Origin of the sequence: Sulfitobacter sp. 1A15106, from assembly GCF_043556995.1 — a bacterium.
Lineage (GTDB): Bacteria > Pseudomonadota > Alphaproteobacteria > Rhodobacterales > Rhodobacteraceae > Sulfitobacter > Sulfitobacter faviae.
The window spans coordinates 122183-137080 of record NZ_JBIFFM010000005.1; the positions used below are offsets into that span (position 1 = coordinate 122183).

A 14898-nucleotide genomic window follows, 5' to 3' on the forward strand; every position below is an offset into this window, starting at 1 on the left:
GCGGCTTGATTCCGGGCTGGGGGTCAACCTCATTGAAACGGCGTCGGCGGCAGCCCCTTGCCGGCAAAGCGCGCCACGTCATCCACCCGCTTTGACCGTGCCGTCGGGGTCCTTGCCGCGTCGATCCACGCCAGTGCATCGGCGCGCAGCGCGTCGCTGTAGCTGTCCCAACCGGCCTGCGCGCCGGTCTCTTCCAGCGCTTGGGCGAGGTCTGCGGGAAGGGCCGCGTCTTCCATCAATGCGCCTCCGCCCAATTGGCACCCACACCGGCGTCGACGATCAGCTTCACGTCAAGCTTCACCACCGGATCATTGGCATTCTCCATCACCTCACGCGCGGCGGCGATCAGCGCGTCTTCGGCACCCTTTTCCACCTCGAACAGCAGTTCATCGTGCACCTGCAACAGCATGGTCGCGGGCAGATCGGCGATCGCCTCGGGCATCCGCACCATGGCGCGGCGGATCACGTCGGCAGCGGTGCCTTGGATCGGCGCGTTGATCGCGGCCCGGGCGGCGAAGCCCGCCTGCGGTCCCTTGGCGCCGATGTTGGGCGTGTTGATCTTGCGGCCAAACAGCGTCTGCACATAGCCATGCTCTTTCGCAAAGGCCTTGGTGTCGTCCATGTAGGTCCGGATGCCGGGGAAACGCTCGAAATAGCGGTCGATGAAGCCCTGCGCCTCGGCCCGCGGAATGCGCAGGTTGCGGGCAAGGCCGAAGCCGGAGATGCCGTAGATCACGCCGAAGTTGATCGCCTTGGCGTTGCGGCGAATCTCAGGCGTCATCTGATCCATCGGCACGTCAAACATCTCGGACGCCGTCATGGCGTGGATGTCGTCGCCACGGTGGAAGGCTTCCTTGAGCGCGTCGATCTGGGCGATATGCGCCAGAATCCGCAGCTCGATCTGGCTGTAGTCCAGCGCCACCAGCACCTTGCCCTCGGGGGCGACAAAAGCCTCGCGGATGCGGCGGCCTTCCTCGGAACGGATCGGGATGTTCTGCAAGTTCGGATCGGTCGAGGCGAGCCGCCCGGTCGCCGCCCCGGCGATGGAATAGCAGGTGTGCACGCGGCCCGTCTCGGCGTTCACATGGTCTTGCAGCGCATCAGTATAAGTCGATTTCAGCTTGGACAGCTGCCGCCAGTCCAGCACCCGGCGGGCGAGGTCATGTTCGGTCGCCAAGTCTTCCAGCACATCCGCGCCGGTAGAGTATTTCCCGGTCTTGCCCTTCTTGCCGCCCGGCAGCCCCATTTTGCCAAAGAGGATTTCGCCAAGCTGGGCGGGGGAGCCGACGTTGAAGCTCTCGCCCGCCAACTCGTGAATATCCGCCTCCAGCCCGGCCATTTTCTGGGCAAAGGCGTTGGACATGCGGCTCAGCGTATCGCGGTCGACCTCGATGCCCGCCCGCTCCATCTGCGCCAAGACCGGCACCAGCGGGCGCTCCAGCGTTTCGTAGACCTTGGTGACCTCGGCGCGGTGCAACTGTGGCTTGAAGAGCTGCCATAGGCGCAGGGTGACATCGGCATCCTCAGCGGCATAGGCAACGGCATCGGCCAGCGGCACCTTGTCGAAGGTCACGGCGGACTTGCCGCTGCCCAAAAGCGGTTTGATCGGCATCGGTGTGTGACCGAGGTAGCGCTCGGAAAGCGTGTCCATCCCATGCCCATGTAGGCCCGCGTGCATCGCGTAGGACATCAGCATGGTGTCGTCGATGGGCGCGACCGCGATGCCCAGTTGGGCGAAAATCTTGCTGTCGTATTTCATGTTCTGCCCGATCTTGAGGATCGCGGGATCCTCAAGCATCGGGGTCAACAGTTGCAGCGCCTCTTCGACCGGCATCTGACCGGGGGCCAGCCCCTCTCCGCCAAAGAGGTCGTCGTCGCGGCTGGCTTTGTGGGTCAGCGGGATGTAGCAGGCCTGCCCGGGCTCTACGGCCAGCGAAACGCCGACCAGTTCCGCGGTCATCTCATTGAGGCCGGTGGTCTCGGTGTCCACCGCGACATAGCCTCGCTCGTAAATCCGATTGAGCCAGACGCGCAGCGCTTCGGCGTCGCCGACCTGTTCATACTGGCTGTGGTCAAAGGCCACCTCGGCCACCTGCGGCGCATCGGCCACGGCGGGGGCGGGCGCTTCGGGGATGGCCGGGGCCTCGCGGCCCAGCACCTCGGCCACGCGTTTCGACAGGGTGCGGAACTCCATCTCGGACAGGAAACCCAGCAGGCGGTCCGCATCGGGGTCGCGCACTTCGAGATCGTCGATGGTGAAGTCGAGCGGCGTGTTCTCGTCCAGCAGGACAAGATTGCGGCTCAGGCGGATTTGCTCGGCATGGTCGATCAGGGTCTGGCGGCGCTTGGGCTGTTTGATCTCGCCCGCCCGTTCAAGCAGCGCATCCAGATCGCCGTATTCATTGATCAAAAGCGCTGCCGTCTTAATCCCGATGCCGGGCGCGCCGGGCACGTTGTCGACCGAATCGCCCGCCAGCGCTTGCACGTCGACCACGCGTTCGGGATAGACGCCGAACTTCTCGAACACCCCATCGCGGTCGATGGTCTTGTTCTTCATCGCGTCGAGCATTTCCACCCCGTCGCCCACAAGCTGCATCAGATCCTTGTCGGAGCTGATGATGGTGCAACGCCCTCCGGCGGCGCGGGCCTGCACGGCGAGGGTGGCGATGATGTCATCGGCCTCATAGCCCTCAAGCTCTTTGCAGGCGATGTTGAAGGCTTCGGTCGCGGTGCGGGTCAGCGGGATCTGCGGGCGCAGGTCTTCGGGCATCGCATCGCGGTTGGCCTTGTACTGGTCGTACATGTCGTTGCGGAAGGTGTGGCTGCCCTTGTCGAAGATCACGGCGACATGGGTGGGCGCGTTGGGGCCGGTGTTGCCCTCTACATAGCGGTGCAGCATGTTGCAGAAGCCCGCCACGGCGCCAATCGGCAGGCCGTCGGATTTGCGCGTCAGCGGCGGCAGGGCGTGATAGGCGCGAAAGATGAAGGCAGAGCCGTCGATCAGATGCAGGTGGTGGCCTTTGCCGAATGTCATAGGAATGCTCCGCTGGGTTGGCGACCCTTTTGCCACGAAGCATGGCCCACGGCCAGACGCCAATGCGCCGCGCGGGCAGGTTCGTGCCGTCGGTTCAGTTGTTCAGATGGGGGCCGGGAAGGCTCAGACTTTGCCTTCGAAATCCGCATGGACGAATTTGCAGTCGCAATAGCCGCATTCGACCCAGCCGCGATCCTGGGGAATTTGCAGCCAGACGCGCGGGTGGCCAAGCGCGCCTTCGCTGCCGTCGCAGGCCACGCGCCAAGTGTTCACGATGCGGGTTTCGGGCGCTTGCAGGGTCATGGAGTTGGTCCTCGGCTCAGGCGAAAGTTGCCACTCGTTATGACCAAAGCAGCCGCGCGGGGCAAGGGCTCTGCGCGGGAATGGGGGGCTTGTGCACAAAGTGGTTCAAGTGCCAGCCCACAAGGGGTAAAAGGCGCTGAATAGCCACCAAGCCGGAGCAACAGTCTGATGAGCGCCCCCAAACCTGTCGTATTGTGCATCCTTGACGGTTGGGGCCTCAGCGAGGTGCCTGAGGGCAACGCGCCCCTGCTGGCCAAGACGCCGAATTTCGACCGGATCATGCAAGCAGGACCAAAGGCGCAGTTGATCACCCATGGCCCCGACGTGGGCCTGCCGCGCGGGCAGATGGGCAATTCCGAGGTCGGCCACACCAATATCGGCGCGGGCCGGGTGGTGGCGATGGATCTGGGGCAGATCGATCTGGCCATCGAAGAGGGCAGCTTTGCCGAGAATGAGCGGCTGCGGGGTTTTATCGCCAAGCTCAAGGAAACCGGCGGCACGGCGCATCTGATGGGTGTCGTCTCGGACGGGGGGGTGCATGGCCATCTCAGCCATATGATCGCCGCCGCCCGCGCGCTGGATGCGGCGGGGCTGCCGGTGGTGATCCATGCGGTGACCGATGGGCGCGACGTGGCGCCGTCCTCAGCCCTTGGCTATTTCGAGACGCTAGAGGCGGCGCTGCCCGAGGCCGTGAAGGTCGTCACCGTGACGGGGCGCTATTTCGCGATGGACCGCGACAACCGTTGGGACCGGGTCGGCAAGGCTTCGGCGGCGATCCTGCATGGCGAAGGGGAGGGGTACTCCGATCCCCGCGCGGCGGTTGAGGCGGCCTATGGGCGGGGCGAGACGGATGAATTCATCACCGCCAGCGTGATCGAGGGCTACGCGGGGGCGGCATCCGGCGACGGGTTCTTCTGCCTCAACTTCCGCGCCGACCGCGCGCGGGAAATCATGGCGGCCTTGGGCGATCCGGGCTTTGACGCCTATGACACCGGCCAGCGCCCCGATTGGGCGGCGCTGATGGGCATGGCGGAATATTCCAAGGACCACATCGCCTATATGACCACGATGTACCCCAAGCCGGACATCAAGAACACACTGGGCGATTGGGTGGCGCAGCAGGGCCTGCGGCAGTTCCGGCTGGCCGAGACCGAGAAATATCCCCATGTGACCTTTTTCCTCAATGGCGGGGTTGAGACTCCGGCCACGGGGGAGGACCGCAACATGCCCAAATCCCCCAATGTGGCGACCTATGACATGCAACCCGAGATGTCCTCCGCCGAGGTGACGGATCAATTCGTGCAGGCGATCGAGGCGGGCTATGACCTGATCGTGGTGAACTACGCCAATCCCGATATGGTCGGCCATACCGGCGATCTGGAGGCCGCGATTGCGGCTTGTGAAGCGGTGGATGCGGGCCTTGGCCGGGTGCTCAAGGCGCTGGAGGCCGCAGGCGGCGCGATGATCGTCACCGCGGATCACGGCAATTGCGAGATGATGATCGACCCCGAGACCGGCGGCGCGCATACGGCCCATACGCTCAACCCCGTGCCGGTGGTGGCGGTGGGCGCGCCCGAAGGGGCGGCGCTGCGCGATGGGCGGCTGGCCGATCTGGCACCTACGGTGCTCGATCTGATGGGCCTGCCGCAGCCCGAAGAAATGACCGGGAAAAGCCTGCTTTCATGAAACATCTTGCCGCGGCTGTCCTTTTTGCCTGTCTGCCCCTGATGGCACAGGCGCAGGCCGATGAGGCCGCCGCGGAGGCACGCGCGGCCGCAACCGCCTTGGAGGCGGCATCGGCGCGGCTGGACCAAGCCGATGGCGCGCGCGACCGGGTCAAGGCGCTGACCGAGACGATTCAGGCGTTTGAGGCGGGGCTGGCGGCGATGCGGGCCGGGCTGCGGCAGGCCGCGATCAACGAGGCGCAGCTCAGCCGCAAGCTTCAGGCGCGCGAGGGCGAGGTGGCGCAGTTCTTGGGCGTCTTGCAAAGCATCGGCGGCGATCCCTCGCCCGTGGTGCTTCTGCACCCCGATGGCCCGATGGGCACCGCCCGCGCGGGCATGTTGCTGGCTGAATTGACGCCTGCGCTCAACGCCCGCGCCGATGCGCTGCGGCAGGACTATGAGGACATCAAGACCTTACGCGCGCTCCAAACCGACGCGGCGCAGCGCCTGCAAGACGGGTTGACCGAGCTTCAGGCCGCGCGCACCGCGCTCAATCAGGCTATGGCCAACCGCCCCGATCTGCCGATGCGCTTTACCGAAGACCCGGTGCGCACCGCGATCCTCATCGCCTCGACCGAGACGCTGGACGGCTTTGCCAGCGGCCTGTCCGAGATCACCACCGGCGCGGTTGAACCTGCGCCGGTGAACCTTGACGGGCAGGTGGGCGATCTGCCCTTGCCCGCACAGGGGCTGGTGATCCGCAAGGCTGGCGAGACGGATTCGGCGGGCGTAACGCGGCCCGGCATGATCCTTGCCACCCGCCCGCGCGCCATCGTGACCAGCCCCTCGGCGGCGACGATCCGCTATGTCGGGCCGCTGCTTGATCTGGGCAATGTCGTGATCCTTGAGCCGCAGGTCGACACGCTTTTCGTGCTGGCGGGGCTGGATGTGGTTTACGGCCAAGCCGGGCAGGTGATTGCCGGTGGCACCCCCATCGGGTTGATGGGCGGGCCGGAAAGCGGCACAACATCTCAGATGTCACCAAATGGTGAAGCCACTGGCACTGACCGGACGGAAACGCTCTATATAGAAGTCAGGCAAGACAACACACCTCAGGATCCGGCAGACTGGTTCCGCACCGACAAGGATGGATAGCAGATGAAGAAATTCGTGATGGCAGCCGTTGCAGGCACGGTGGCGGGGGTGGTCGCCACCACTCAGATCGCCGGACCGCTGCTGGCGCAAGAGGCCGAGAAGACGACCAATGTTTACGAACAACTCGATCTCTTTGGCGATATTTTCGAACGCATCCGCGCCCAATATGTCGAAGATGTTGATCCCGGTGACCTGATCGAAGCTGCCATCAACGGTATGCTGACCTCGCTTGATCCGCATTCGTCCTACCTGTCGCCGAAAGACGCCGAGAAAATGCGCGAGCAGACGCGCGGCGAATTCGGTGGGCTTGGAATTGAGGTCACCCAAGAAGAAGGTTTCGTCAAAGTCGTCTCGCCCATCGATGGCACGCCCGCCGCCGAAGCGGGGATCGAAGCGGGAGATTTCATCACCCATGTCGATGGCGAAAGCCTGCTGGGCCTCGGTCTCGACGACGCGGTTGAGATGATGCGCGGGCCGGTGGGGTCTGAGATTTTGATCACCGTGGTGCGCGAAGGGGAGCCTGAGCCCTTCGACGTCTCCATCGTGCGTGACACGATCCAATTGACCGCCGTGCGCGCCCGCACCGTGGGCGATACCGCCGTGCTGCGCCTGACCACCTTTAACGAACAGACCTATCCGAAGATGAAGGAAGGGTTGGAGCAGCAGATCGAAGACGCGGGCGGTATCGAGAATATCAACGGTATCGTCATCGACATGCGCAACAACCCCGGTGGCCTGCTCAATCAGGCGATTGCCGTGTCGGATGCCTTTCTTGAGGAAGGCGAGATCGTCAGTACCCGGGGCCGCGACATCGAAGACGGCGACCGGGTGAACGCCACGCCGGGTGATCTGGCGATGGGCAAGCCGATCGTCGTGCTAATCAACGGCGGTTCGGCCTCGGCTTCCGAGATTGTCGCGGGCGCTTTGCAGGACCACCGCCGCGCCATCGTCATCGGCACCAAGAGCTTTGGCAAAGGCTCGGTCCAGACCGTGATGCCGCTGCGCGGGGACGGGGCCATGCGCCTGACCACGGCGCGTTACTACACGCCCTCGGGCCGGTCGATCCAAGCGCTTGGCGTATCGCCCGATATCGTCGTGGCCCAACCTCCGGTCACGCCAGAGCCCGAGGAAGACGACGACGCATTGTCGGCACGCCCCCTCCGCTCCGAAGCCGATCTGCGGGGCCGGTTGAACAACGACAGCCTGACCGACGATCAGATCAAACAGATCGAAGACGACCGCGAAAAGGCCCGCAAAGCGGCAGAGCTGCGCGAAGAGGATTACCAACTGGCCTATGCCATCGACATCCTCAAAGGTCTGTCGGCTCTGGGTCCGAACGAGTGATCTCTTTTACATAGATGCACAAAGCCCCGCTGGAGGCAGCGGGGCTTTTTGTTGGGCGCGGTCCTGCGGGAGGGCGTTTCGCTCATTCCGTCTCGCGGCAGTGCCGCCGAAAGGCGCGTTTCAGCATGTCGAGTTCGGCGCGCAGCAGGTCCATCTCGGCCCGTATGTCATCGCCGAGCGCTTCATCCGCGATCAGGGTCACATGACCCAAGAGCGCCCCGCTGGCCTTTTCGGTGATGACAAGGGTCTGGACCCCATCGGCAATCGCCTCTGCCGGGACCGGGAAGGAGATATGCCAGCGCCCTTCGGACCCTTCGGCCTCTAACGTGATATCCGTCACCTCCTTGCCCTCATGGGTCACGCTGATCTGCGGCGTGTCTGCACCCTCTTTGGCGGTCAGCACGCCCTGCCAGACGCCTTGGCGCAGCACGGTTTTGGTCAGGTCATATCGGCTCATCACGGGGTCCTAGATCTGGGCGCGGGGGGAGCGGGAAAAAGTGAGGTCGCGCAGCACGACTTGGTTCATCTCCGGCCCTTCAAAGATCAGGTCGATCCATGCCGCCTCGATCCGCTTTTCGTTGAGCTTGCTATAGGCCAGATCGAATTCGACGCTGATGCTTTCCTGACCCACGGGCATTTCGCGGACGATCTGTTCGGTGTTCGGACCGTGGCGGATGTTGAGACGGGCAAAGATCTCCAGCGGGTGTTCCAATTGCACGATCGTATCCATGCGGATGACATGGCGGCGTTTCAATCCGGTGATGGCCTCGGGCGGCAGATCAACAACCAGCGACAGGAATGACCCGTCGAATTTGAACACGTCGAGTTGTAGGCCAAAGGGGGCCAGGTCGGCTTCGCGCAGGTTGCGCAATTGGCGCAGAGTCAGTTCCGACTGCGCGCAATCGTGGAACAGGGTCACCTCTTCGCCCAGTTTGGATTTCGTCGCGACCGAGGACAGCCCCGGCGTGGCAAGCGGGCCGCGCCACAACTCGGGCCGCCATGCCCAATCGGCGTTATGTGGTTTCGGGAAGCCGCTGGCCCCGATGGCAGGCAGGGCAAGGCGGTCTTCGGCGCGATGGATCAGCCGGTTCAGTTCGGCCCGCAGCAGCCGGGCGCGGCTGCGTTGGCGGCGCAGGGTGGCAAGGTCAGCCGTGGCCGCTTTGCGGGCCGCAACCGCCCAGCGTTGCAGCGCGCGGGCAAAGAGCTTGCCCTCAAGATAATCGCTGCGGAAGTTGACCATGGACCTGCGCCTCTCGTTTGCTCGCAGTCTATGCAAGGCGGGGATTTCGTTCAAATGAATAGCCCCCGTGATTGTTTCCGGCCCCGGGCAGTGTTGCCGATTTGGAAACAAAGGCCGGTCAGCTGCCGGGGGCGGCGGGCGTTGCGCTTTTGCTACGGCTTTGCTGGATCAGCTCTGCCACCAGCGCGCGGCCCTCTTCGGAAATGGCGCGGCTTTGCGGCGCGCCATAGAGGGTGACGCTGGCGACATGGCCGCCGATCCGCGCCGTGCCGCGCCAATGGCGGGGGGACATGCCCTCGGCGGGCACCGGCCCTTGGGCCACAAAGATTGATGCCCCTTCGATGCGACCGGCCTCTTGCAACTGGCTTAGCCCTGCCGCCTCGGCAACCTGTTGCGGCGTGGGCAGGGGCGCGTCGGCCTCGGCTTCGATCAGCGCGAGGGTGAGAATGCCGCGCGGCGCGGCGCTGACCACATCAGGCAGGCCAAGCGCATCGCAACGCGCCATCAGCGCAAAGCGACGTTTGAGGCTTTTGGGGTCAATGCAATAGCCTTGCGGCGGCACAACCTGCACCGCGCCCCCGGCCAAAACGGTTTGCAGCAGCGGTTTCTCAGGCGTGGCGGGGCTGCCGCCAAAGGAAAAACCCTGACCGCCTTCGCAGGCGGACAGGGTGAGCATCGCAAGCGCCGCAAGCGGGCTTTTAGAGGTCCATGTAATCATGGGTCTCCGCCTTGGCGCCGGGATGTGTTACCGCGCCAAGGTAGGTGGGGCCGACGAGCTTGGCGTATTTCCAAAGCGCGCCGCTTTCGTAGTTGGTGGCACGCGGGCCAGCCCAAGCCTTGCGGCGCTCGGCCAGTTCCTCGTCCGACAGATCCACGGTGATGCTGCCCTTGACCGCGTCGAGGGTGATCATGTCGCCGTTCTTCAGCAGTGCGATGGGGCCGCCATGCGCCGCTTCGGGGCCGACGTGGCCAACGCAGAAACCGCGGGTCGCGCCGGAGAAGCGCCCGTCGGTGATCAGCGCCACCTTCTTGCCCATGCCTTGACCCGAGAGCGCCGCCGTGGTCGCCAGCATCTCGCGCATGCCGGGGCCGCCTGCGGGGCCTTCGTTGCGGATCACGAAGACATCGCCTTCCTTATAGGCGCGGTTCTGCACCGCCTCGAAGGCGTCCTGTTCGCATTCGAACACCAGCGCCGGGCCGGTGAAGACGATGTCTTCCTCGGCCATGCCCGCGATCTTCACGATGGCGCCTTCAGGGGCGAGGTTGCCTTTCAGGCCCACGACACCGCCGGTCTTGCTGATCGGATTGGCGACCGAGTGGATCACCTTGCCGTCGGCCTCGCGGTCGATGCGGTCCAACTCTTCGCCGATAGAACGGCCCGTGGCGGTCAGGCAGTCGGTGTGCAAAAGCCCCGCCTTGCGCAGCTCCTTCATCACCACCGGCACGCCGCCCGCGTCGTAGAGGTCCTTAGCGACGTACTGACCGCCCGGCTTCATATCGACGAAGTAAGGTGTGTCGCGGAAAATCTCGCAGACGTCTTCGAGGTAGAATTCGATCCCGGCCTCATGGGCCATCGCCGGCAGGTGCAGGCCCGCGTTGGTCGACCCGCCGGTGCAGGCGACGATGCGCGCGGCGTTCTCGAAGGCTTCGCGGGTGCAGATGTCGCGGGCGCGGATGTTCTTCTCGATCAGGTTCATCACCGCAGCGCCCGAGGCTTCGGCATAGGCGTCGCGGCTTTCGTAGGGCGCGGGCATGCCCGAGGAGTTCGGCAGCGCGAGGCCGATGGCTTCGGAGACGCAGGCCATGGTGTTGGCGGTGAACTGGCCGCCGCAGGCCCCGGCAGAGGGGCAGGCGACGCGCTCGAGCACGTCGAGTGCTGCCTGCGACATGGAGCCGTTCTGGAAGCGGCCCACGGCCTCGAACATGTCCTGCACGGTCAGGTCGCGGGTGGCGAAATCTTCCGGCACATCGGCGCCCGCAGGCGCCTTGCCCGGCAGGATCGACCCGCCGTAGAGGAAGACCGACGGCACGTTCAGCCGCAGCATCGCCATCATCATCCCCGGCAGCGACTTGTCGCAGCCCGCCAGACCGACAATCGCGTCATAGCAATGACCGCGCATGGTCAGTTCCACCGTGTCGGCAATCGCCTCACGCGAGGCCAGCGAAGAGCGCATGCCCTCGTGTCCCATGGCGATGCCATCGGTGACGGTGATGGTGGTGAACTCGCGCGGGGTGCCCTGTTCGGAATGCACGCCAACCTTCACCGCCTGCGCCTGACGGTTCAGCGCGATGTTGCAGGGGGCAGCTTCGTTCCAGCAGGTGGCGACGCCCACCAGCGGCTGGTGAATCTCTTCCTCGGTCATGCCCATGGCATAGTAGTAGGACCGGTGCGGCGCGCGGGCCGGGCCTTCGGTCACATGGCGGCTGGGCAGCCGGGATTTGTCGAAGCGGGGCGTGGTGGACATCGGTGGGCTCCTTGAAACGTCTTGAATGGAATAGTCGGGCGGCGGCTATGCTGCAAGGCTTTGGCGCGTATGAGGCGGGGGAACTGTTGTGTTGCAGCGTGTTAGGGCATAGGTTCTGACCTTCTGGCGCGGTCTGTTCGGCCCGTCCGCAAGCGTGAAGGCCCGGCATATGCTCTGCAAGCACCACCCCCGATTTGAACGGCGCCGCTGATGAACTGGCGGCCCGACTATAGCACCCACGCGGCCTTTGTCGCGCCCGCGCGCAACACCTCGGCACTGTGGCGGTTTTTCTTGGGGCTGTTCGTGGCCGTGGTGGCCTATGTCGCGCTGAACGAGCTTTACTTTCAGACTGTCTATGGGCTGGCGAGATCGGCGGCCCCGTCGCTGCATGGCGATCTTCTGAAAGGGGCCACGCCGCAGGCGATGTATCTGCTGCTGTTCAGCTTTGGCACCATGGCGATGGCCGTCGCCGTGACCGTGCGGATCGTGCACCGGCGCAGCGCGGGGAGCCTTTTTGGCCTGCCGGGGCGGCTCTGGCCCAGTTTTCGCGCGGTTTCCGGGGCGATGTTGCTGCTGGGCGTTGCGCTTGCGGTATTGCCGCCGTGGAGCATGGGCGGTGAGTTGACGCCGAACCTGCCCCTAAGCCGCTGGTTGCTGCTTTTGCCGCTGTCGCTGCTGGCCGTGCTGGTGCAGGTCAGCGCCGAAGAGATCGTCTTTCGCGGCTATGTGCAGCAGCAACTCGCGGCGCGGTTCAACGCGCCGCTGATCTGGATGGTGCTGCCGTCGGCGCTGTTCGCAGCGGGCCATTACCTGCCTGCCGAGGCGGGGGAGAACGCGCTAATGGTGACGCTTTGGGCTGGGTTTTTCGGCATCCTGATGGCGGACCTCACCGCGCGCTCCGGCTCGCTTGGGCCGGCCATCGCGGTGCATCTGTGGAACAACGTCTCGGCCATTCTCATTGTCTCTCTGCCGGATGATCTTTCGGGGCTGGCGCTTTATCTCACGCCCTTTTCGATGGATGACGCGGCGGCGTTGCGCTCATGGTTGCCGGTGGACTTCGCCTTGATGCTGGTCTCATGGCTGGCGGCGCGGCTGGCGATACGCCGCTGATTGCAATTTCCCCATGCGGGGATTATCTGGGACGGAACCACAGCAGAGGCCTGCCAATGAACTGGATCACGAACTACGTCCGCCCGCGAATCAACTCGATCTTCTCGCGCCGCGAGACGCCGGACAACCTGTGGACCAAGTGCAACGAATGCGGCACCATGCTGTTTCACCGCGAATTGGCGGACAATCTGAACGTCTGTACCAACTGCGGCCATCACATGCACATCAGCCCTCGCGCGCGCTTCAAAGCGCTGTTCGACGGTGGCATCTTTACCGAGGTGAAGGTTCCGGCGCCCACACCCGACCCGCTGCATTTCAAAGACCAGAAGCGCTATCCCGACCGGATGAAGGCCGCGCAAAAGCAGACGGGTGAGCATGAGGCGATGCTGGTCGTGACCGGCGATATCGGCCGCACGCCGATCGTCGCCTGCGCGCAGGACTTTTCCTTCATGGGTGGGTCGATGGGCATGTATGTCGGCAATGCGATCATTGCCGCCGCCGAGGAAGCCGTGAAGCTGAAGCGCCCGCTGGTGCTGTTCTCCGCCGCCGGTGGCGCGCGCATGCAGGAGGGTATCCTCAGCCTGATGCAGATGCCGCGCACCACCGTCGCCGTGCAAATGCTGAAAGAGGCGGGGCTTCCTTACATTGTCGTGCTGACCCATCCCACCACCGGGGGCGTCACCGCGTCCTACGCTATGCTAGGCGATGTGCAGATCGCCGAGCCGAACGCGCTGATCTGTTTTGCCGGGCCGCGCGTGATCGAACAGACCATCCGCGAGAAACTGCCCGAAGGCTTCCAGCGCGCGGAATATTTGCTCGACCACGGGATGCTTGACCGGGTGACCAAACGCACCGAAATGCGTGATGAGCTGATCACCATCACCCGTATGCTGATGGGCCTGCCGCCTGCCGTGCGCGGTGACCTGCCCGCGCCGGAAGAGGCCGAGGTGGCCGAGGCCGCTGCCGCCGTTCAGGCCGCGGCGGACCTGCCCGCCGATACGCCAGAGAAAAAATGAGCACGCCTTCATCCGACGTCATCCTTGAACGGATGATGGCGCTGCATCCCAAGATCATTGATCTGACGCTCGACCGGATGTGGCGGCTGCTCGATGCTTTGGGCAATCCGCAGAACGACCTGCCGCCGGTGATCCATATTGCGGGCACCAATGGCAAAGGCTCGACCCAAGCGATGATCCGCGCAGGCCTGGAGGCGGCGGGAAAGACGGTGCACGCCTATACCTCGCCGCATCTGGCGCGGTTTCACGAGCGTATCCGGGTCGCGGGTGAGTTGATCTCGGAGCCCGACCTCGCCGCCGTGCTGGACGAATGCCATGCTGCCAATGGCAGCGAAGAGATCACCTATTTCGAGATCACGACCTGCGCCGCGATCCTCGCCTTTTCGCGGGTGCCTGCCGATTACACGCTGCTTGAGGTGGGGCTTGGCGGACGGCTCGATGCGACGAATGTGGTCGATCCCGCCTTGACCGTGATCACCCCGGTGTCGGTCGATCACCAGCAGTATCTGGGCGAAACACTGGCCGAGATTGCAGGGGAAAAGGCGGGTATCATCAAGCGGCTTGTCCCTTGCGTGGTCGGCAAGCAGGAAGAGCCCGCGCTTGAGGTGATCGAAGACCGCGCCGCGAAACTCGGCGCGCCGCTTTTGGCCTATGGGCAGCAGTGGCATGTCGGGCCCGAAGCCGGGCGTATGGTCTATCAGGACGAGCGCGGCCTGCTTGACCTGCCGCGTCCCAATCTGCCCGGCGACCACCAGATGATGAACGCCGGGGCCGCGCTGGCCGCGCTGCGTCAGCTTGGCGTCGATGCAGAGGCCTGTGAGGCTGCCGTGACGCAGGCGCAGTGGCCCGCACGGATGCAGCGGCTGTCAGATGGGCCGCTTGCCCGTATGGCGCCGGAGGGCGAGTTGTGGCTCGACGGCGGCCATAACCCGGCGGCGGGGGCGGCATTGGCGGCCACGTTGGCGACCCTGCCGAAACGCCCGACGCATCTGATTTGCGGCATGTTGAATACCAAGGATATCGCCGGATATCTGCGCCCGCTGGCGGCAGAGGCGGCAAGCCTCACCGCCGTGTCGATCCCCGGCGAGGCGGCGACCCTGCCTGCCGAGGCGACAGCAAAGGTGGCGCGCGATGTGGGGTTCGAGACCGCAGAGGCCGAGACCGTCACCGCGGCGCTTAAGGCGATCATCGCCCGCGAACCCCATGCGCGTGTGCTGATCTGCGGCTCGCTCTACCTTGCCGGTAGCGTGTTGCGTGAAAACGTCTGATTAACCATATTTGGGTGTACCGCTGCTGCGAGGTGCAGATGTGGTGTATCTTGGTCCGCGGAAGTCTCCCCTTTCGAATTTGACCGAGGTGTCCCCATGCGCAATTTCAGCCGGTCCGCGCGTCACGATCAGGACGATGCACGGAAATTTCAATTTATCTTCATGGCCGTAGGTCTCGCAATTATCGCGGGCGGCCTGTGGTGGCTTTATGAGGTCGAACGGCCTTACCACCCTTTCCTGCAGGGGAATGACCTGCATATGCAGCCGCTCAGTGATTCCTGAATGGTTGGCCGGGGGCG

Annotated in this window: 14 protein-coding genes; 7 read left to right on the top strand and 7 right to left on the bottom strand. The window is 64.5% G+C overall.

Annotated elements, in window-relative coordinates; all coding sequences use genetic code 11:
- Window positions 1-29 precede the first annotated feature (29 nt).
- The 3 genes from ACGYKA_RS09460 to ACGYKA_RS09470 all read right to left on the bottom strand — a co-directional run bounded on the left by ACGYKA_RS09460 (window position 30) and on the right by ACGYKA_RS09470 (window position 3337).
- The gene (locus ACGYKA_RS09460; RefSeq protein WP_394412011.1) at window positions 30-236 is read right to left on the bottom strand and encodes a YdeI/OmpD-associated family protein; all 207 of its coding nucleotides are present in this window, start codon (window positions 234-236) and stop codon (window positions 30-32) included.
- Window positions 236-3034 carry a DNA polymerase I gene (gene polA, locus ACGYKA_RS09465; RefSeq protein ID WP_394412014.1) on the bottom strand — a complete coding sequence of 933 codons (2799 nt, stop codon included), beginning with the start codon at window positions 3032-3034 and terminating at the stop codon, window positions 236-238. Before polA ends, ACGYKA_RS09460 begins: the two co-directional genes overlap by 1 nt.
- Before the next feature lie 123 nt (window positions 3035-3157).
- Window positions 3158-3337 carry a zinc-finger domain-containing protein gene (locus ACGYKA_RS09470; protein ID WP_067263007.1) on the bottom strand — a complete coding sequence of 60 codons (180 nt, stop codon included), beginning with the start codon at window positions 3335-3337 and terminating at the stop codon, window positions 3158-3160.
- A gap of 168 nt (window positions 3338-3505) precedes the next feature.
- Between ACGYKA_RS09470 and gpmI the strand changes: the two genes are divergently transcribed.
- Genes gpmI through ACGYKA_RS09485 form a run of 3 tightly spaced genes read left to right on the top strand, consistent with a single transcriptional unit; the run spans window position 3506 to window position 7500 of the window.
- Window positions 3506-5023: a 2,3-bisphosphoglycerate-independent phosphoglycerate mutase gene (gene gpmI / locus ACGYKA_RS09475; protein WP_394412017.1), complete on the top strand. Its 1518-nt coding sequence runs from the start codon at window positions 3506-3508 to the stop codon at window positions 5021-5023.
- Entirely contained in the window at window positions 5020-6156 is a 1137-nt protein-coding gene (locus ACGYKA_RS09480) for a murein hydrolase activator EnvC family protein (RefSeq protein ID WP_394438663.1), read from the top strand. Before gpmI ends, ACGYKA_RS09480 begins: the two co-directional genes overlap by 4 nt.
- Window positions 6157-6159: 3 nt before the next feature.
- Window positions 6160-7500 carry a S41 family peptidase gene (locus ACGYKA_RS09485; protein WP_394412020.1) on the top strand — a complete coding sequence of 447 codons (1341 nt, stop codon included), beginning with the start codon at window positions 6160-6162 and terminating at the stop codon, window positions 7498-7500.
- A gap of 82 nt (window positions 7501-7582) precedes the next feature.
- Here the strand turns inward: ACGYKA_RS09485 and ACGYKA_RS09490 are convergent, their stop codons facing one another.
- The 4 genes from ACGYKA_RS09490 to ilvD all read right to left on the bottom strand — a co-directional run bounded on the left by ACGYKA_RS09490 (window position 7583) and on the right by ilvD (window position 11205).
- Entirely contained in the window at window positions 7583-7957 is a 375-nt protein-coding gene (locus tag ACGYKA_RS09490) for a hypothetical protein (RefSeq protein WP_271688458.1), read from the bottom strand.
- Window positions 7958-7966: 9 nt separating this feature from the next.
- Window positions 7967-8740 carry a DUF6478 family protein gene (locus ACGYKA_RS09495; RefSeq protein WP_394412023.1) on the bottom strand — a complete coding sequence of 258 codons (774 nt, stop codon included), beginning with the start codon at window positions 8738-8740 and terminating at the stop codon, window positions 7967-7969.
- A gap of 118 nt (window positions 8741-8858) precedes the next feature.
- The gene (locus tag ACGYKA_RS09500) at window positions 8859-9458 is read right to left on the bottom strand and encodes a hypothetical protein (protein ID WP_394412026.1); all 600 of its coding nucleotides are present in this window, start codon (window positions 9456-9458) and stop codon (window positions 8859-8861) included.
- Window positions 9439-11205, bottom strand: coding sequence for a dihydroxy-acid dehydratase (ilvD, locus tag ACGYKA_RS09505; RefSeq protein ID WP_394412029.1), 1767 nt, complete (start codon window positions 11203-11205; stop codon window positions 9439-9441). Before ilvD ends, ACGYKA_RS09500 begins: the two co-directional genes overlap by 20 nt.
- A 210-nt stretch (window positions 11206-11415) precedes the next feature.
- Here ilvD and ACGYKA_RS09510 point away from each other — a divergent pair, with 210 nt between their 5' ends.
- The 4 genes from ACGYKA_RS09510 to ACGYKA_RS09525 all read left to right on the top strand — a co-directional run bounded on the left by ACGYKA_RS09510 (window position 11416) and on the right by ACGYKA_RS09525 (window position 14881).
- Window positions 11416-12315: a CPBP family intramembrane glutamic endopeptidase gene (locus ACGYKA_RS09510; RefSeq protein WP_394412031.1), complete on the top strand. Its 900-nt coding sequence runs from the start codon at window positions 11416-11418 to the stop codon at window positions 12313-12315.
- A 56-nt stretch (window positions 12316-12371) separates the two neighbouring features.
- On the top strand, window positions 12372-13331 hold the full coding sequence (gene accD, locus ACGYKA_RS09515; RefSeq protein WP_394412034.1) for an acetyl-CoA carboxylase, carboxyltransferase subunit beta: 960 nt from the start codon (window positions 12372-12374) through the stop codon (window positions 13329-13331).
- The gene (locus ACGYKA_RS09520; RefSeq protein ID WP_394412036.1) at window positions 13328-14599 is read left to right on the top strand and encodes a bifunctional folylpolyglutamate synthase/dihydrofolate synthase; all 1272 of its coding nucleotides are present in this window, start codon (window positions 13328-13330) and stop codon (window positions 14597-14599) included. Before accD ends, ACGYKA_RS09520 begins: the two co-directional genes overlap by 4 nt.
- Before the next feature lie 96 nt (window positions 14600-14695).
- Window positions 14696-14881 (top strand): hypothetical protein, encoded by a 186-nt coding sequence (locus tag ACGYKA_RS09525; RefSeq protein ID WP_394412039.1) that lies wholly within the window; start codon window positions 14696-14698, stop codon window positions 14879-14881.
- Window positions 14882-14898: the final 17 nt, after the last annotated feature.